This is a genomic window from Azospirillum ramasamyi, from assembly GCF_003233655.1.
Taxonomy (GTDB): domain Bacteria; phylum Pseudomonadota; class Alphaproteobacteria; order Azospirillales; family Azospirillaceae; genus Azospirillum; species Azospirillum ramasamyi.
The window spans coordinates 378,225-397,473 of record NZ_CP029831.1; the positions used below are offsets into that span (position 1 = coordinate 378,225).

12 protein-coding genes are annotated in these 19,249 nt (G+C 71.2%); 11 read left to right on the forward strand and 1 reads right to left on the reverse strand.

Going from position 1 to position 19,249, the window contains the following annotated elements:
* Position 1 precedes the first annotated feature (1 nt).
* The gene (locus DM194_RS18160) at positions 2–886 is read left to right on the forward strand and encodes a DMT family transporter (protein ID WP_111068975.1); all 885 of its coding nucleotides are present in this window, start codon (positions 2–4) and stop codon (positions 884–886) included.
* A 97-nt stretch (positions 887–983) separates the two neighbouring features.
* Entirely contained in the window at positions 984–2,621 is a 1,638-nt protein-coding gene (locus DM194_RS18165) for a GMC family oxidoreductase (protein WP_111068976.1), read from the forward strand.
* Between the two features lie 33 nt (positions 2,622–2,654).
* On the opposite strand, the gene DM194_RS18170 is transcribed toward DM194_RS18165, so the two are convergent.
* Positions 2,655–4,211, reverse strand: coding sequence for a caspase family protein (locus DM194_RS18170; RefSeq protein WP_246024450.1), 1,557 nt, complete (start codon positions 4,209–4,211; stop codon positions 2,655–2,657).
* A gap of 304 nt (positions 4,212–4,515) precedes the next feature.
* On the opposite strand from DM194_RS18170, the gene DM194_RS18175 reads away from it, so the two are divergent.
* The 9 genes from DM194_RS18175 to tagH all read left to right on the forward strand — a co-directional run bounded on the left by DM194_RS18175 (position 4,516) and on the right by tagH (position 19,236).
* A complete protein-coding gene (locus DM194_RS18175; RefSeq protein ID WP_111068977.1) occupies positions 4,516–5,322 on the forward strand; it encodes a YMGG-like glycine zipper-containing protein in 807 nt (268 codons plus the stop codon).
* Positions 5,323–5,396: 74 nt separating this feature from the next.
* Positions 5,397–8,792, forward strand: a complete 3,396-nt coding sequence (locus tag DM194_RS18180; RefSeq protein WP_111068978.1) for a caspase family protein — start codon at positions 5,397–5,399, stop codon at positions 8,790–8,792.
* Positions 8,793–9,013: 221 nt separating this feature from the next.
* Positions 9,014–10,336 (forward strand): type VI secretion system protein TssL, long form, encoded by a 1,323-nt coding sequence (gene tssL / locus DM194_RS18185; protein WP_246024451.1) that lies wholly within the window; start codon positions 9,014–9,016, stop codon positions 10,334–10,336.
* A gap of 94 nt (positions 10,337–10,430) precedes the next feature.
* Entirely contained in the window at positions 10,431–13,940 is a 3,510-nt protein-coding gene (tssM, locus tag DM194_RS18190; protein WP_111068979.1) for a type VI secretion system membrane subunit TssM, read from the forward strand.
* A complete protein-coding gene (gene tagF / locus DM194_RS18195) occupies positions 13,922–14,551 on the forward strand; it encodes a type VI secretion system-associated protein TagF (protein WP_111068980.1) in 630 nt (209 codons plus the stop codon). The genes tssM and tagF overlap by 19 nt, the downstream gene beginning before the upstream one ends.
* A complete protein-coding gene (locus DM194_RS18200; protein WP_111068981.1) occupies positions 14,551–16,614 on the forward strand; it encodes a type VI secretion system Vgr family protein in 2,064 nt (687 codons plus the stop codon). The genes tagF and DM194_RS18200 overlap by 1 nt, the downstream gene beginning before the upstream one ends.
* A 20-nt stretch (positions 16,615–16,634) precedes the next feature.
* The gene (locus DM194_RS18205) at positions 16,635–17,270 is read left to right on the forward strand and encodes a DUF4123 domain-containing protein (RefSeq protein WP_111069221.1); all 636 of its coding nucleotides are present in this window, start codon (positions 16,635–16,637) and stop codon (positions 17,268–17,270) included.
* A gap of 24 nt (positions 17,271–17,294) precedes the next feature.
* Positions 17,295–17,585, forward strand: coding sequence for a PAAR domain-containing protein (locus tag DM194_RS18210; RefSeq protein ID WP_111068982.1), 291 nt, complete (start codon positions 17,295–17,297; stop codon positions 17,583–17,585).
* 43 nt (positions 17,586–17,628) lie between these two features.
* Complete coding sequence (gene tagH / locus DM194_RS18215; protein ID WP_111068983.1) at positions 17,629–19,236, forward strand: type VI secretion system-associated FHA domain protein TagH; 1,608 nt, start codon at positions 17,629–17,631, stop codon at positions 19,234–19,236.
* Positions 19,237–19,249: the final 13 nt, after the last annotated feature.

Consider the following 19,249-nt stretch of genomic DNA (forward strand, 5'->3'; position numbering starts at 1 on the left):
CATGGGCGAGACCGCGACGGGCGGCGGCCAGCTTTGGCTGCGCCTGATGCCGGGTCTTTTCGTGCTGCTGTGGAGCACCGGCTTCATCGGGGCGAAATACGGGCTGCCCTATGCGGAGCCGCTGACCTTCCTGCTGATCCGGCTGGGGCTGGTCGCCGCCGTGCTGGCGCTGGTGGCGCTGGCGTGCCGGGCGCCCTGGCCGAAGGATTGGGCGAGCGCCGGGCGAATCGCGCTGGCCGGGCTGCTGGTGCACGGCGTCTATCTCAGCGGCGTCTTCCTCGCCATCGCCCATGGGCTGCCGGCCGGCGTCACGGCGCTGGTCGTCGGCATCCAGCCGCTGCTGACCGCCGCGCTGTCCGGCCCGCTGCTGGGCGAGCGGGTGAGCCGCCGGCAATGGGCCGGGCTGCTGCTGGGCCTTGCCGGCGTCGGGCTGGTGGTGCGGGAGAAGCTGTCGGTCGATGCGGAGCATATGATCGGCATCGGCTATGCCGTCGCCGCGCTGATCGGCATCACGCTGGGCACGCTCTACCAGAAGCGCCACGGCGGCGGGATGGATCTGCGCAGCGGCACCGCGATCCAGTACGCCGCCACCGCGCTGGTGCTGGCCGTCGTCGCGCCGCTGACCGAATCCATGCAGGTGGAATGGACGGGGGAGTTCCTGTTCGCCCTGCTGTGGCTCAGCTTCGTGCTGTCGATCGGCGCCATCTTCCTGCTGTTCGCCCTGATCCGCCGCGGCGCTGCGGCCAAGGTCGCCAGCCTGTTCTACCTGACCCCGCCGGTCACGGCGCTGGTCGCCTGGATCCTGTTCGACGAGAAGCTGGGCGTCGCGGCGCTGGCCGGCATGGCCGTGGCGGTCTGCGGCGTGGCGCTGGTCAACCGGAAGTGAGTGAAAGCGCCGGGCGCGGCAAAATTTCGCTGGATCGTTCGATGGGTCAGCAATCTAATATGTCTGACAAATCGATAAATCCCCCAGGAGGGAAGCGATGGCGGACGTGCTCGATTTCGGCAGCTTCGACTACATCATAGCGGGCGGCGGCACGGCCGGCTGCGTGCTGGCCAACCGGCTGTCGGCCGATCCCGACGTCTCGGTCCTGCTGCTGGAGGCGGGCGGCAAGGACAGCTGGGTATGGCTGCACATCCCCGCCGGCTACCTGTTCTGCATCGGCAACCCGCGCACCGACTGGTGCTTCAAGACGGAGGCGGAGGCCGGGCTGAACGGCCGCAGCATCCACTATGCCCGCGGCAAGGTGCTGGGCGGCTGCTCGTCGATCAACGGCATGATCGCCATGCGCGGGCAGGCGCGCGATTATGACGAATGGGCCGCCATCACCGGCGATTCCCGCTGGAGCTGGACCGAGGTGCTGCCGGTCTTCAAGGGCAGCGAGGATTACTGGCGCGGCGCCGACGAGATGCACGGCGTCGGCGGCGAGTGGCGGGTGGAGCGGCAGCGGCTGCGCTGGGATCTGCTCGACCGCTTCGCCGAGGCGGCGCATCAGGCCGGCATTCCGCGTTCGGACGACTTCAACCGCGGCGACAATTTCGGCGTCGGCAGCTTCGAGGTGAACCAGAAGGGCGGCATCCGCTGGAGCGCCGCCAAGGCCTTCCTGCGCCCGGCGCTCGACCGGCCGAACCTGAAGCTCGCCATCGAGGCGGCCATCGACAAGGTGGAGATCGCCGACGGCCGCGTCACCGGCATCCGCTTCACCGTGAAGGGCGAGCCGGCGCGGGCGGCCTCCCGGATCGAGACGGTGCTGGCCGCTGGCTCCATCGGCAGCCCGGCCATCCTCCAGCGTTCCGGCATCGGCCCGGCGGAGCATCTGAAGTCGCTCGGCATTCCGGTGGTGCTGGACGCGCCCGATGTCGGCGCCAACCTGCAGGACCATCTGCAGCTTCGCATGATCTACAAGGTCGATGGGGTGCTGACGCTGAACAAGCGGGCGGGCAGCCTGTTCGGCAAGGCGATGATGGGGCTGGAATATGCGCTGTTCCGCAAGGGGCCGCTGACCATGGCGCCCAGCCAGCTCGGCGTCTTCGCCAAATCCTCGGCGGAGATGGAGACGGCCGACCTGGAATACCATGTGCAGCCGCTGTCGCTGGAGAAGTTCGGCGATCCGCTGCACGCCTTCCCGGCCTTCACCGCCAGCGTCTGCGACCTGCGCCCGGCCTCGCGCGGCTGGACGCGGATCACCTCGGCCGACCACCGCGAGAATCCGGCCATCGCCCCCTGTTACCTGTCCGATCCGGCCGACCGGGCGAAGGCGGCGAAGGCGCTGGCGCTGACCCGCCGCATCGTCGCCCAGCCGGCGCTCGCCCCCTACCGTCCGCAGGAATACAAGCCCGGCCCCAGCTTTCAGACGGAGGAGGAGTTGGCGCGCGCCGCCGGCGATATCGGCACCACCATCTTCCATCCCGTCGGCACCTGCCGGATGGGCGGCAAGGACGACGCCACCGCCGTGACCGATGCGGAGATGCGGGTGCGCGGGGTGCGCGGCCTGCGGGTGATCGACGCCTCGGTGATGCCGACCCTGACCTCCGGCAACACCAACACGCCGACGGTGATGATCGCCGAACGCGGCGCCGCCCTGATGCGGGCCGACCGCCGCGCGGCGTTGCGGGGGTGAACCCCGTGCCCGCCGGGCGGCGGCGGTGCCGGATCACCGCCCCGTGCTGTAGACGCCGTGGACGCCGAACTCCACCGACTGGCCGGTCAGGTGGCGGGTCAGCAGGGCGGCGACCTCGGCGGCGGCGGGTCTGCCGTCGAGCGCGGCGAGATCCCGCTGCAGGGCCGCCATCGGCTTGGGCGAGGCGATGGCGAGGAAATGGTCGGCGCCGAAGGGCGGTTCCACCGTCAGGGCCAGCCGGTAGGGGCCGCCCCTGGGGATCTGCGCCGGGTCGCCGCGCTCGGCCAGCGGGTAGAGATAGTTGACCGTCCCGTCGGCGGCGAGGTTGATCAGGGTGAAATGGGTGCCCGTGTTGCCGCGGATGTCGAGGGAGACCGTCTCCCCCTGCCGGTAACGGCGGTCGCCCGGCTCCAGCGCCAGGGCCAGCGAGCGGTCCTGCGCCGCCGCCTTCAGCCGCACCACCAGCGACCATTTGTCGATCACCCCCTGCACCCGCCGCCGGGTTTCCGGCGCCATCGGGTCGCCGGCGATGCTGGCCAGCACGTCGCCCATCGAGCTGACCACCTCACCGGCCGCGCTGTCCCAGACCAGGGCGGGGTCGTCCTTGCCGGCCATCTCGATGCCGGAAAGGCCTGCGGCCAGGGTCTTCACCGCGGCCGGCTTGCCCAGGATGCGCAGCGGGATCGGACCGGCGGCGGGCAGCAGGGACGGCGGCTTCGGCTTGGTGGCGACCGGGTCGATCAGCGGCACCTCGCCGCGGCCGCGCGGCTGGACCTGGGGATGCTGCCGCCCCTCCAGCGCCATGCGGACGGCGCCGCGGATATGCGCCTCCAGCTCCCCCTTGGTGACGACGCCGTCGCCGTTGCGGTCGGCCTGCCCGCGCAGCGCGTTGGCGAAGGCCCAGCTCAGCGCGCCGCGCGGCTTGCGGTCGATCATCACCTCGGGCGCCAGTTCATGTTCGGCGACGGCGGCGAAGAAGGTGACGTGCGGCTGGTCGTCCGCCTCCGCCTGCAGGGCGGCGCGGGTTGGCGGGGGCAGGGCGTCGTCCTCGATGCGGTCGACCGGCGCGCCGTCGATCCGCGCCGCCCGCGTGCCCAGCATGCCGGCGCGGTCGTCGAAGCCGCGGGTCATCGTGCCGGAATGGCAGGAATCGGAGACGAAGATCACCCGGCGGGGGGCGGCTTCCTTCAGCAGAACGGCGATCTCGTCGTCGGTCAGGCGCTGGGCGGTGCCGGGACCGCGCGGGGCGAAATCCGCCAGCACCAGGAACTCGTCCATGCCGTCGACCTCGCTGCCGGGCACACGCTCCGGCTGCTGCGCGCCATGGCCGGCAAAGGTCAGCACCAGGGTCGAGTCGGGAGAGGTCTCGGCGATCAGCTCCCGCCACGCCGTGATGATCCGGCTGCGTTCGGCCTCGCCGTCGATGAACAGGCGCAGCTTCGTGACGCCCAGCCCCTTCAGCGCGGCGCTGATGTCGCGTGCGTCGTTGACGGCGCCCTGCAGTGGGTTGATCCGTGTATAGCGGTCGATTCCGATCACCAGCGCCGCGATCTCGGCCCGCGCCGGGCTGACGACAACCAATGAGATCATACCGGCTGCAAGACAGGCCGTCAGGCGGGCAAACGCCCTGTCGGTCATCCGGTGCCGCATTCCACCCAGCATCATACTTCTCCCGCGTGACCGTGCCTCGAAGGCTGCAGGCCAGAAAATTGCATAAAACGCCGCACAATTTGGTGGTAATATCCCCTTCCGCTATAGTTGTTGCTATGGCAGCGTTGCGGCTGGTCCTGATCGGAGGCGGGGTATGCCCACTGTGGGGGTGGAGCGGACGGCCCGGAGTTCTGGATCTGATCGAAATGTCTCTCGAACAGAAAAGCAAACGGGAAATCAGGTCATGCGAAGCAACCGTGCCAAGGCAAGCCTCGTCTCGCTCACCATCGTCGCCATGGCGCTCAGCGGCTGCGTGACCACGCAGGCGGACCGGATCGGCGCCAATGACGGCAGCGACGCCTGCTACCAGTACCGCGTCGCGCTCGATTCGACCGGCAACTACTATGCCGAGGACATGCTGAAGGGCGCGGCCATCGGCGCCGGCGTCGGGGCGCTGACCGGTGCGCTGGCCGGCGGCAATGTGAGGAGCGCGCTGATCGGCGCCGCCGCCGGCGCGGCGCTGGGCACGCTGGGCGGCTACTGGACCTCCAAGTCGCAGCAGGGCCGCGATCAGGCGATCCTGGGCGTGATGAGCGACCTCGACACCGAGAACCAGAACCTGAACCGCACCCAGGTCGCGCTGGACCAGCTGGTGAATTGCCGCCGCGCAGAGATCGCGCGCGTCAAGGCCGACTACCGGGCCAAGCGCATCGGCAAGCCGGAGGCCGAGCAGCGCCTGGCGCTGATCCGCGGCCAGCTGGACAAGGACTACTCCATCGCCAGCAGCATCAACCAGAACATCGTCAAGCGCCGCGACGAGTATCTGATCGCCGCCGACAACATCCAGCCGGGTTCGGCCGAGAGGATCCGCACCAAGACCGCGGTCAAGGCCCAGACCAAGAAGAAGCCGGCGAAGCAGACGGCCACCACCCAGGCCGCCCAGGTGGTCGAGCGCACCAACACCGCCTTCGAGACGTCGGAGCGCATCAACGCCACCACCAGCAGCATCCAGCAGATCGCCCAGAAGGAAGCGACGCTGGACGCCGCCTGACCGGCGCGGTCCGACGACCCGACCGGCGGCGGTCCCGCGCAAAGGATGCGCGGGACCGCCGCCGGACGACACCAGTGCAAGCGGAACCGATGATGGCCGGCTGTCTTTCCCGCCTGAACGCGCGCCTGCGGCGCGGCGCCCTTCCCGTCGTCCTGCTGGGCGCGCTCCTCTGCGGCGTGGCGGGGGCGTTCGCGGCCCGGCCGGCGCTGGCGGGCGACGCGTCCACCGGAGCGTTCCTCAGGATCGAGACAGGCGGCCACACCGCCCGCGTCAACCGGCTTGCCGCCGACGCGCAGGGCCGGCTGATCGCCACGGTTTCCAACGACAAGTCCCTGCGCCTGTGGGCGCGCGACGGCGGGGAGCCGCTGGGCGTCCTGCGCGTGCCGATGGAGGCGGGGGACGAGGGCGCGCTCTATGCCGTGGCCCTGTCGGCCGACGGGTCGCTGGCGGTCGCCGCCGGCAACACCGGGTCGAGCTGGGGCGACGGCGTCACGCTCTATCTGTTCGACGTCAAGGCGCAGCGGCTGAAGGCCCGGCTTCCGGGACAGCCGCAGGTGCTGAACGATCTCGCCTTCTCGCCCGACGGGCGCTTCGTCGCCGGGGCCTTCGGCGGCACCGCCGGCATCCGCGTGTGGGACAGTTCCAGCTTCAGGCTGGTCGCCGAGGACACCGCCTATGAGGCGCGGGTGTCGGCGCTGGCCTTCGCGCCCGACGGGCGGCTCGCCACCGCATCCTTCGACGGCAACGTCCGTCTCTACGACGCCGCCTTCAAGCCGAAGACCAAGCGCAAGCCGGGCAAGGGCGTGCCCTATTCGGTCGCCTTCTCGCCGGATGGGGCGCTGCTGGCGGTCGGCTATGCCGATCGGGCGCAGGTCGACGTGCTTGCCGCCGCCGATCTGAAGACGCGCCACAGCGCCAAGACCACCGGGGTCACCGGCGGCAGCTTCGCCGCGGTCGCCTGGGACGGCGCGGCGCTGGTCGCCGCCGGCACCGCGACGGTGGACGGCAGGCGCAACGTGGTGCGGCGCTGGGCCGATGCCGGCAAGGGGGCCTACACCGACACGCCCGCCGCGCGCGATTCCGTGACCCATCTGCTGGCCCTGCAGGGCGGCGGGGTCGCCTTCGCCGCCGCCGATCCGGGATGGGGCGTGATCGACCCGGCCGGCCGGCTGCAGTTCGCCCGCATGGGCGACGTCGCCGATTACCGCGACATCCATCTCGGCCGTTTCGGCCTGTCCGACGATGGGCTGGTGCTGGAATTCGGCATGGAGCAGGGCGGCCAGCGGCCGATGCGCTTCGACGTGCTGGCCCGCAGCCTGACCCCGGCGCCGGATGGGCTGCCCGGCCTCGCCCGGCCGGCGGCGGAAGGCCCGGGCATCGGCGTTTCCGACTGGCGCAACACCCGCACCCCCAAGGTCAATGGCCAGCCGGTGAAGCTGGACAGCGGCGAATGGGCGCGCAGCGTCACGGTCCTGGGCAAGGAGCGCCGCGTCCTGCTGGGCGGGGAGTTCAGCCTGCGCCTGCTCGATTCCGCCGGGGCGGAGCTTGCCCGCGCCGAGGTGCCGGCGGCGGTGTGGGGCGTCGTCGCCTCCGCCGACGAGCGCGTCGCCGTGGCGGCGCTGGGCGACGGCACGCTGCGCTGGTACGCGCTGTCCGGCGGTGCCCGTCCGCTGGAGGAGCTGGCGGCGCTGTTCCCGCACCGCGACGGCCGCCGCTGGGTCCTGTGGACTCCCGAGGCCTTCTTCGACCATTCCGAAAGCGGCGGCGAGACCCTGGTCGGCTTCCACCTGAACGACCCGAAGAAGAAGGGCAGCCAGTGGGTCGAGTTCAAGCAGGTCTACCGCGTGTTCAACGCCCCCGAACTGGTGCGCGCCAAGCTGCAGCAGACCGGACAGGCGGAGATCGCCGCGCGGCTGTCCGCCATCGGAGACATCCGCCTGCTGACCCAGCGCCGCCCGCAGGTGACCTTGCTGGATTACTGCACCGTGCCCGCCGCCAGCCGCGGTCTGGCGCTCGGCACCGGCGCGACGGAAGCCGCGGCGGCGCCCGTGGTGGCCGCGACCGTTCCCACGACCATTCCGACGGCCGCGGAAACCTGCCATCCGCTCGACATGACGCCGGTCAGCCGCGCCTTCGCGCGCGCCAAAGAACCGGCACCCGCCCCGCAGGCGGCGCCCCAGGCCTCCGCCAAGCCCGCGCCGCAGGGACAGGAGCTTGACGTCGCGGCGGAGGAGCCGCGCCTGTCGGTCACTCTGCCCGAGGGGATCGGGTCGGTGCGGCTGCGCTACCGGCTGGCCGACACCGGCGGCGGCATCGGCTCGGTCGACCTGTTCCGCAACGGCCGCAACGTCAGCGGCCAGGACACCTCCCGCGCCTTCGCGCGCGCCAAGGAACCGGCGCCGGCCGCCCAGCCGGCCCCGCAGCCCGTCCCTCAGCCCGAGCCCGCGGCCGGCGCCACGCCAGCGGATACCGGCAAGGACCAGCCTCCGCCGCCGGAGGAGCGCGTCAGCACCGTTCGCCTCGATCCCGGCAGCAACCGGGTGCAGATCCGCGCCTACAACGGCAGCGACGCGATCTACGAGCACTCGCCGCTGGTCGATTTCGTGCTGCCCAAGCCGGAGTTGACGGCGGTGGCGGCGGCGGCAGGCGGCAAGGCGGCCGATGGCGTGGCGGAGCGCGCCGCACCGGCCAAGCCGCGGCTGATCACCTTCGTCGTCGGCATCGACAACTACCGGCCGGAGGGCACGCAGCTGCGCTTCGCCCGCGCCGACGCCTCCTCCTTCGCCGAGGCGCTGAGCGGCCGGATTCCCGCCGGCTACGATCGGGAGCAGTCACTGGCCCTGTCGAAGGCGCTCTATGACGAGCAGGCGAGCCGCGACGCCGTCATCGCCGGGCTGGAGGATCTCGCCGCCAACGCGCGGGAGGAGGATACCGTCGTCCTCTACCTCGCCGGCCATGGCGTGATCGTGCCGTCGCCGAAGGAACCGTCGGTCAGGCTCTACCATTTCGTCACCCAGAACGTGACCGCCGCCACCCCCCAGGCGATCGGCGAGCAGGGCCTGTCCGAGAAGGAGCTGAACCGGCTGGTCAGCGCCATTTCCGCCCGCAACGTGCTGGTGATGCTCGACACCTGCCATTCCGGCGCGGTGTCGGCGGGCACGGTGGACAAGCTGTACCAGGACATGGGGCAGCGCTACCTGCTGGCCGCCTCATCGGAGCAGGAGGAGGCGCTGGACAGCTATGACGGCCGCAACGGCATCTTCGCCCATGCGGTGCTGGAGGGGCTGAAGGGCAAGGCGCTGCTGCCGGGGGACGAGGCGATCTACAACCTCACGCTCGGCCAGTATGTGAACCGCGCGGTGCCGCGTCTGGCGCGCGAGAAGAATTGGAACCAGTCCGCCATCTTCAAGACCGGCGGCAACGAGCTGAACCCCTTCCCGCTGGCGGCGCCGCAGCCCGGCCAGCCTTGAGCGGGCATCCCGGCCGGACCGGCGCGGCGGCGGGACATTCCGCCGCGCATCCCCCGGATTTGCCTGCTAAAATGGGTGGATAAAGGTCGATTAGTTCGTTCACAGTATTTTCAAAACAGGGGCCGGACCGCTTTCAGGACGGCATGCGGATCGGGGTGGACATGCAAGGCGGCGATCAGTTTGGCGGCACGCCCGGACCGGAGACGGAACGCACGGTTCTGATGCCGACGCCGGGTGGCCGGCGCGCATCCGGTGCTTCCCATGGGGAGCCGTCCGCCGCTGCGCGGGTGGAGGCCGTCGGCGTTCCGGGACCGGCGCTGGCCGGCATCTTCGCCGCCCGTTCGCCGCTTGCCGCCGCCGCCTCTCCCGTGCTGCTGCTGGCGGCGCGGCTGAACGACGTGACCGGGGTGCCGGACCTGGAATCGCTGCGCCAGCGGGTGATTTCCGCCCTGCGCGACTTCCAGAATTGGGTGACCAAGTCCGGCATGGAGCCGGCGACCCAGGCGACCGCGCATTACGCGCTCTGCGCCCTGATCGACGACATCGTGCTGAACTCGCAATGGGGCAGCCAGAGTTCCTGGACGCGCCAGAACGTCACCAGCATGTTCCACAGGAACGTGGTCGGCGGCGACCAGTTCTATGACCGGCTCGCCTCCGCCCGGCAGGATCCGGGCAAATACGGCGACCTGCTGGAGCTGATGTATCTCTGCCTGTCGCTGGGCTTCCGCGGCCGTTACCGCGTCGCCGGCCGCCAGGACAGCGAGCATGCCCGCATCCGCGAGGACGTCTACAACATCCTGGTCAAGCATCGCGGCTACGCCGACCGCATCCTCTGCCCCAACGCGGCGGCGCTGGCGATGGACTATCGCCCGCCGCGCAGTTCGCTGCCGGTCTGGGTGGCCGGGGCCGGCACGGCGCTGTTCCTGCTGCTGCTGTTCCTGGCCTTGAGCTTCCTGCTGAACGGTGCGTCCGACCGGCTGTTCGCCGGCATGGGCGGCCTGCCGCCGCATGGCGGCGTGGTGATCGAGGCGCCGGCCCCGGTCAAGCTGGCGGAGGCCGCGCCGCCGCCGCCGCAGATCGCGCCCCCGCCCCCGCCGCAGACCACCCAGGTCCAGCGCGTGCGCAAGTTCCTGGAGCCGGAGATCGCCGAAGGGCTGGTCGAGGTGACGGAGGACGCGCTGTCGATCACCGTGCGCATGCGCGGCAGCAACCTGTTCGCCAGCGGCAGCGCCAGCCTGAACGACAAGGTGCGGGGATCGGTCCTGCGCGTCGGCCGCGCCGTGGCGGAGGAGCCGGGCGCGGTGCTGATCACCGGCCACACCGACAATGTGCCGATGACCGGCGGCGGCCGGCTGCGCTTCCCGTCGAACTGGCACCTGTCGAAGGCCCGCGCCGAATCGGTGTTGGCGGAGTTCGAGCCGCTCTTCGCCGACAAGTCCCGCCTGAAGGCGGAGGGCAAGTCCGATACCGAGCCGGTGGCGTCCAACGACACCCCCGAAGGCCGGGCGGCGAACCGCCGGATCGACATCATCCTCAGGAAGTGAGCGGAACCGCCCCGCACAGGGGCGGCGCCAGCGGCCGGCAGGGACGCCGATTAGGCGAAGACGCCGAAAGAAGATCAGGGACAGGGGTATCGGAATGAGTCGGCTGACCGCCATCTTGCTCTCCCGCGCAGTGTTGGGCTTCGTCGGTGCGGCGATCGCGGCGGCGCTGATCGCGCTGCTGGCGCCGCTGGCCGGGCTGGAGATGCCCTGGCTGGCCGTGGCCGCCGCCGTGCCCTTCCCGATCCTGGCCGTCGTGCTGGTCCTGCTGAAGCGCCGCGACGCCAAGGCCGAGGAGCGGATGACGGCGGAGCTGACCGGCGGCGCCGACGCGGCCCGCATGGCGGCCATGGACCAGGCCGACGAGGTCGCCGGCCTGCGCAAGACCTTCGCCGACTCCCTCGCCCTGCTGAAGGCCGGACGCAAGCAGCGGGGGCTGGGCGACGGCTATCTCTACGGCACCCCCTGGTACGTCATCATCGGCCCGCCCGGCGCCGGCAAGACCACGGCGCTGCTGAAGAGCGGCCTGAACTTCCCGCTGGCCGACCAGACCGGGGCCAAGCCGCTGAAGGGCGTCGGCGGCACCCGGCAATGCGACTGGTGGTTCGCCGACGAGGCGATCTTCCTCGACACCGCCGGGCGCTACACCACCCAGGACAGCCACGAGGCGGTCGACCAGACCGGCTGGGGCGCCTTCCTGAAGCTGCTGAAGGACGCGAGGTCGCGCCAGCCGATCAACGGCGTGCTGGTGGCGATGGCGGTTCCCGACCTCGCCGCCGCCGGGCCGGAGGAGCGGGCGCAGCATGCCGCCGCCATCCGCCGCCGCCTGCGCGAGCTGTACGAGACCCTGAAGGTCAAGGCGCCGGTCTATCTGCTGCTGACCAAGGCCGATCTGATCGCCGGCTTCAACGAGTTCTTCCACGACCTGAACCGGGACGAGCGCCGGCAGATCGTCGGCGTCACCCTGCCGGCATCCGAAAGCGAGTTGGGCGATGCCGGCATGGCGACGCTGGGCAGCGAGTTGGACGGCATCGCCGGCCGGCTGTCCGCCCGCGCCGTCGACCGCATCCAGCAGGAGCATGCGCAGGAGCGCCGGGGCGCCATCTTCGCCTTCCCGTCGCAGCTGGCCTCGCTGAAGGAGCCGCTGCTCGATTTCGTCGCCGCCGCCTTCAAGGCCAACCGCTACGAGCCGGCGCTGCGGCTGCGCGGCATCTATTTCACCAGCGGCACCCAGGAAGGCACGCAGATCGACCGGCTGATCGGCGGGCTGGCCGAGAGCTTCGGCCTGCCGGCGGCGCCCTTCCGCGGCGGCGCCGTCGCCGCCGGGCAGCAGCGCAGCTATTTCCTCGGCGGGCTGCTGAACGATCTGGTGTTCCGCGAGGCCAATCTCGTCGGCTTCGACCCGGCGGCGGAACGGCGGCGCATCTGGATCCCGCGCATCGCCTACAGCCTGTTCGGGCTGGTCACCGTCGCCGCCACCGCCGCCTGGGTCGCCAGCTATCTCGGCAATGCCGGGCTGATCGACCGCGAACAGCAGGCGGTCGACGCCTATCGCCCGAAGGCGGAGGCGCTGGCCGCCGGCACCGTCGCCGACGACGACATCCGCCGCGTGCTGCCGGTGCTGAACGAGCTGCGCGCCCTGCCGGCCGGTCACGACACGCTGGCGCTGAAACAGAAGCTGGCGCTCGATTTCGGGCTCTACCAGGGCGACAAGCTGGAGGAGGCCGGCGACGCGCTCTATCGCCGCGCCGTGAACGGGCTGCTGGTGCCGCGCATGCTGGTGCGGGTGCAGCGCGACCTGCGCGACCGGCTGGTCGCCGACGACGCCCCGGCGGTGGAAGCGCTGCTGCGGCTCTACCTGACGCTGGGCGGCGCCGGGCCGGTCAATGGCGAGGAGGTGAAGGCCTGGACCGCCGGCTGGCTGCGCCGCGTCTCGCCCCCGCCGGGCGAGGACGAGACCAAGGCGCTCTTCGGCCACATCGACGCCGGGCTCGGCGCCCCCGCCGGCCTGCCGAAGATCAATCTGGATGCCGAACTGATCCGCCAGTCGCGCGAGGTTCTGGCCCGCACGCCGCTGGCCGCCCGCGCCTATGCCGCCGTCCGCGACGGCGAGGCGGCGCGCAAGCTGCCGGAATGGCGCCCGACCGATCAGGCCGGGCCGGAAGGCGACCGGGTGTTCCGCCGCTCCTCCGGCGCGCGGCTCAGCGACGGCATCCCGGGCTTCTACACCCAGCAGGGATTCACCACGGTGATGCTGCCGGGCCTGCCCGGCGCGGCGCAGTCGGTGCGGGATCTCAGCTGGCTGCTCGGGCCCCCGCGTGGGGAAGAGGCCGGGCCGGAGCTGGAAACGGCGGCGCTGACCCTGTATCTGCGCGACTATGCCGGGCGCTGGGACGCCCTGCTGAACGACATCGCGCTGGTGCCGGCGGCCAACCCGCAGGCGCTGGGCGAAGAGGTCAACATCCTGTCCGGCCGCAACTCCCCCCTGCAGAAGCTGCTGGCGGCCGTGGCGAACGAGACGACGCTGCAGCGCGTGCCGGAGGCGCCGGCCGGCGCCGCTCCGGCGGTGGCCGCCCTGGCCGCGGCGGTCGCCGACAGCGGCGTCGCCAGGCTGGTCACACAGATGGTGGACGACCGTTTCCGCCCGCTGAACGACTTCACCCGCAACAGCGGCAATGCCCGGCTGGAGGAGCTGCTGCGCCAGCTGGAGGGCGTGCATGCGGTGCTGGCGCGGCTGTCGCTCGGCTCCGGCGGCGGGCAGAAGCTGTTCGATCTGGCGGCCACCGGCGGCGGCGAGGTGTTCCAGAAGCTCGCCACCGACATGGCCTATTACCCGCAGCCGGTGCGCCGCTGGACCGAGGAGCTGGTGGAGCAGGGCACGGCACGGACGCTGAGCGGGGCACGGACGCAGATCAACGCCGAATGGCAGAGCACGGTGCTGCCCTGGTGCCGCCGCGCGCTCGACAACCGCTATCCCTTCGTCAAGGGCGCCTCGGCCGATGTCGGCATGGACGATTTCGCCCGGCTGTTCGCCCCCGGCGGGCTGATCGACGCCTTCTTCGCCAACCGGCTGCGCCCCTTCGTCGACACCACGCGGGAGCCCTGGCGCTGGCAGCCGTCGGCCGCCGATCTCGGCATTCCGGCCTCGGTGCTGCCGGCCTTCCAGCATGCGGCGATGATCCGCGACGCCTTCTTCCCCGACGGCGGCCGGGTGCCGTCCCTGCGCTTCGAACTGCGCCCGACCTATCTCGGCGCCGGGGTGGAGCAGGTGGATCTGGACATCGACGGCCAGCGCATGACCTTCGCCCGCACCGCGACGCTGGCGCAGGGGCTGCAATGGCCGAAGCCGGGCGGGGCGGGCGACCTGCGCGTCACCTTCACCGGCCAGCCGACCGAGCCGCCGGAGATGACCCAGCGCACCGGCAGCTGGGCATGGTTCCGCACGCTGGACGCCAACCGGGGCCGCAAGGGGTCGGTGCCCGACCGCATCCCGCTGAGCTTCGGCGCCGCCGGCAAGTCGGCGAGCTTCGACGTGCGGATGACCAGCGCGGTCAATCCCTTCTCGATCCGCGACCTCAAGGACTTCCGATGCCCGGACAGCCTGTGATGGGCCAGCCTGTGATCGGGCAGGCGGGCTGCTTCGGCAAGCTGCCGGCGCGGGGGGACTTCCTGCTGCGCGGGCTGCCGCGCAGCTTCGCCGATCCTTGGCACGACTGGCTGCTCGACGGGTTGCAGGCCAGCCGCGCGGCGCTGGGCGAGGGGTGGATGGGCCGCTACCTCAACGCGCCGATCTGGCGCTTTGTGCTGGAGGCCGGGGTCTGCGGGCCGCAGGCGGCGGCGGGCGTGATGATGCCCAGCGTCGACAAGGCCGGACGGCAGTTTCCGCTGGCGCTGGCCGCCCTGCTCGCGCCCGGCCGGAGCGCCGCCGGGGCCGAATCCGATGCCGCATGGTTCGAGGCGGCGGAGGAACTGGCCCTGTCCGTCCTGACCCACACGCTGGATGTGGAGGCCTTCGTCGGCTCCGTCGCCGCACTCTCGGTTCCGCAGCCGGTGTCGCAGCCGGTTCCGCAGCCGTCCGCTGCGGCGCCTTTCACCGGCGCCCGCTGGTGGACGCTGGGCGGGGAGGGCGTGGCGGAGCAGGGCTTCACCACCGCCGGCCTGCCGCCGTCCGCATCCTTCGTCGATTTCCTGACCGGCCGTGCCAAGGAGGAGGCTTGATGCAGTTCACGCAGGACGACCGTCTTCTGTCGCTGGAAACGCCGGCCGGCCCCGACGTGCTGCTGGTGGAGCGGGTGCGAGGGCGCGAGGCGCTGTCCAGCCCCTTCCTCTACCGCATCGACGCGCTCGGCCCCATCGAGCCGCTGGCGGCCGAGACCATCGTCGGCAACGGCGTCAACATCGGTTTCCGCCAGCTGGACGGCCAGCGCCACTACGTCAACGGCATCGCCCGCTCGCTGGGCGTCGGCGTGCCGGTGGGGCGCGATCAGCGTTACTACACGATCGAGGTGGTGCCCTGGCTGTCGCTGCTGTCCTACACCAGCGATTGCCGCATCTTCCACAGCCTGGGCGGCGGCGGGCCGATGGCGGTGCCGAAGATCGTCGAGACGATCTTCCAGGAATTCGGCTTCTCCAACTTCGAGTTCCGCAGCCTGAGCGGCACGTACCAGCCGCGCGAATATTGCGTCCAGTACAACGAGACCTATTTCGACTTCATCAGCCGCCTGCTGGAAGAAGAGGGCATCTATTACTACTTCGCGCATGAGCGCGACCGCCACAGGCTGATCCTGTCCGACAGCGCCGCCGGCTATGCCAAGCTGTCGCCGGCCACCCTGCGCTTCAACCCCAGCGGCCAGTATGCCGACCAGATCGAGCGGTGGGAGCGGGTCTATTCCATCGCGTCCGGCCGCTGGGCCACCAAGGACTATGATTTCCAGGCGCCGCGCACGGCGCTGGACAGCGGCGAGGCGTCGGTCGCCAAGGTGCCGGTTTCGACCAGATACGAGCTGTTCGAATATCCCGGCCGCTATGCCACGCGCGACGCCGGGTCGGCGCTCGCCCGCCGCCGGATGGAGACGGAGGAGCGCGGGCTGGAGGGCGTGCGCGGCACCGGCGCCTGCCGCAGCCTGCATCCCGGCATGACCTTCGCCCTGACCGACCATCCGACGGCGGCGGAGAACAACCAGCCCGTCGTGGTGGCGGAGCTGGAGTTTGACGCCTGCAACGAGGGCTTCCTGCCCGGCGACAAGCGCAAGGCGTCCTACGGCAACAGCTTCCGCGCCCTGCCGGCGAAATCGGTGGTGCGGCCGGCGCGGCGCACGCCGAAGCCGTCGGTGCGCGGCATCCAGACCGCCTTCGTCGTCGGTCCGGCGGGGGAGGAAATCTACACCGACAAGTTCGGCCGCATCATGGTGCAGTTCCATTGGGACCGCCGCGGCCGGTCGGACGAGAAAAGCTCCTGCTGGATCCGGGTGGCGCAGAGCTGGGCCGGGCACCAGTGGGGCATGCAGACGGTGCCGCGCATCGGCATGGAGGTTCTGGTCGATTTCGTCGACGGCGACCCCGACCGCCCGATGGTGATCGGCGTGGTCAACAATGCCGACGCGCTGCCGACCTACGCCCTGCCCGAACACAAGACGCGCTCCGGCATCAAGACGCGCAGTTCGCCCGGCGGGCGCGGCTTCAACGAGATCCGTTTCGAGGACAAGGCCGGCAAGGAGCAGGTCTTCGTCCATGCCCAGCGCGACTATGATCTGCGCATCGGCCATGACAGCCGCAGCTCGGTGGCGGCGGGCCAGCATGTGAACGTCGGCGGCGGCCTGTGGGAATGGGTGGGCAAGAACCATCACGCCACGGTGGACGGCGACCATGTGGAGGCCATCGGCGGCGGCGTGTCGCGGACGGTCGGCGTCGATCTGCACGACAGGATCGGCACCAACTATGCCGTCCATGCCGGGGCGAACCTGTGCCTGGAGGCCGGGGCCTCGCTGACGCTGAAGGTCGGCGGCAACTTCATCACGCTGAGCCCGGCCGGCATCGCCATGAACGGCACCATGGTGCTGATCAACAGCGGCGGCGCGGCCAATGGGCTGAGCGCCTCGCCGGCCATGCCGGCCAAGCCGTCGCCGGCCGACAAGGACAAGGGCGGGACGATCGCGGCCCCGCCGAAGGCGAAGCTGCCGCGCCCGGCGCAAAGCCACACCCCGAAGACCGCGGCCCAGGCCATGGTGATGCGCAGCGCCGCCGCGTCCAACACGCCGCTGTGCGAGATCTGTCAATCATGACTCCCGGCCAGATTCCCAGCATGACTCCCGGCACGAACAGGGCGATGGCCGGGCCTTCGCCCCGCCGGTCGCCGCAGGAGGTGGTCGCCCGCCTCGCCCATCATCTGTGGCCGCAGGAGGATGAGGGGCGCGCGCTCTACATGATCGTCGACGCCGCGCGCGATCCCGGCCTCTACCCCGGCCTGCTGGCGCGGGAGGAGGAGACCGACATGCGCTCCCTCTACCAGGGCGACACGGCGAGCGAACTGGCGGAGGTGGCGCCCTATCTGGTGCGGCTGACGCGCGGCGGCGCGGTCGCCGACTGGCTGGTGGGGGAGGGCTGGGGCCGCGGCTGGGGCATCCTGCTGCTGGCCGACGACGACATCGACGCGGTGCGCCGGCATTTCCGTAAATTCACCATCGTGAACGGCGAGAGCGGGGCGGCCTACCTGTTCCGCTTCTACGATCCGACGGTGCTGGGCAGCTTCCTGCCGATCAGCGACGAGGCCCAGCGCGCCGCATTGTTCGGTCCCGGCATCCGGTTCATGATGGAGGATGCGGGCGCCGACGCGCTCGTCCTGTTCGAATCGGTCAACGGCGACCTGCGCCGCGTCGAAATCCCGCTGCGGACAACTCCGGTTGCAGCATCGGGTGCCGATGCGCCCCGCGTCCGCTGATCCCGAGGCCGGAGGAGACCGCCCATGCCACCCGCCGCGCGCCTGACCGACATGCACAGTTGCCCGATGACGACCGGTCCGGTTCCGCATGTCGGCGGTCCGATCGTCAGCCCCGGCGTGCCGGCGGTCCTGATCGAATTCCTGCCGGCGGCGGTGGTGACGGACATGTGCGTCTGCGCCGGCCCGCCCGACGCGATCGTGAAGGGATCGGCGACGGTGATGGTCGGCGGCCGGCCGGCGGCGCGGCTGGGCGACCGGACCGCCCATGGCGGGGTGATCGTGACCGGGGCGCCGACGGTCGTGATCGGCGGCTGAGGGCCGGGCAAGAGGGTTTGGCAGAGGGGTGGGGGAGCGTGGAATGCTGAGGCTGAGGATCGTATCGGACCATCGGGCGTCGCTGGGCGGCAATGCCGAGAAGACGCTGCATGGCGGCGACCTCACCGTCGGGCGCGGGGTCGAGAATGGTTGGATCCTTCCCGATCCCGACCTTCTGCTGTCGCGCCAGCACTGCGTCTTCGAGAAGACCGGGGCCGGCTACCGGGTGATCGACACCAGCACCAACGGCGTCTTCCTCAACGGCTCCGACCGGCCGCTCGGCCGCAGCGTGCCGGCGGATCTCAGGTCGGGCGACCGCATCCGCATCGGCCGCTTCATCATCGAGGCGACGGTGGAATCGCTGTCCGCCCCCAGCTTCACCGAGATTTCCGGCGCCTTCCGGCTGGGTGGGACGGATGGCTCGCCCGATCCCTTCGCCGCGCCGCCGGCGTCCGCCGCGGCACCGGACCAGTTCGGCGAGCTGTTCGCCGACCCCGCAGCCCGCTCCGGCGATCACCGGCCCTTCGAACACCAGCCGCTGCGGTCGGAAGAGGCGCCCTTCGATGCCTGGACCGCCTCCAGCAGCGGCGCCGCCGCGCGCGAACGGGCGGACGACTGGCGGTTCGGCACCGTGGATGACCATTCCGACCCGCTGAACCAGTCGCTGTCGATCGGCGTTTCGTATCAGCCGCCCGCAGCCCCACCGCAGCCGATGGCTGGCGGCATTCCCGACGATTGGGACGACGACCTCCTCGGCACGCCGCAGCCGGCGGCGCCGGCCTTTCCGGATCCGGGTTTCCCCGCCGTGGCGAAGACGGCCCAGCCGCTGCCGGAAGACTGGAACATCGACGAGACTCTGCCCGACCCGGCCGCCGACCCGCTGCCGGACGATTCCGTCATCGTTCCCCATGCGGCGTTCCATGCCGCGCCGCAGGCCGTGCCGGCTGCGCCGCCCGTGGCGGCTGTGCCCGTCGCCGCCCCCGTCGCCGCCCCCGTCGCCGCCCCCGTTGCCGCCCAGGTCGCCGCGCCCCGGGCCGATGCGGGAGCGGCGGTCGCCGCCTTCTACGAGGGGTTCGGCGCGCCGCTGCCGGCGGGCGGGCTGCCTGACCCGGACGCGATGATGCGCAGCATGGGCGAGGCCTTGCGCATCAGCCTGGGGGCGCTGCATGCCTCGCTGCGGGCGCGCTCCCGCTTCAAGGACGAGTTCCATCTGGAGCAGACCAGCTTCCGCCCGGCGGGGGAGAACCCGCTGAAGCGTTGCGAGACGCTGGACGAAGCGGTGTCGGTGCTGGCCGACCCGCGCCTGCGCGGCTTCCTGCCGATGGGCGACGCGGTGCGCGAGGCGGCGAGCGACGTGCAAATCCACCATCTCGCCTATGCCGCGGCGCTGCAGACCGCGCTGAAACAGGTGGTCGCCAAATTCGATCCCGGCGCGCTCAGCCAACGGCTGGAGACGCGGCTTCTCGACAGCATCGTGCCGGGGGCGCGCAAGGCGCGCTACTGGGACCAGTACGAAACGCTCTACAAGGATCTGGTGGTCGAGTTGGAGGAGGATTTCGACCGGGTCATCGGCGACGCCATCGCCCGCGAATACGACCGCTTCGTGCGCGGGGACTCCCCCGGCGCCCCGGACGGCGGCAAGCCGGACTGACCCGCCGCGGCTT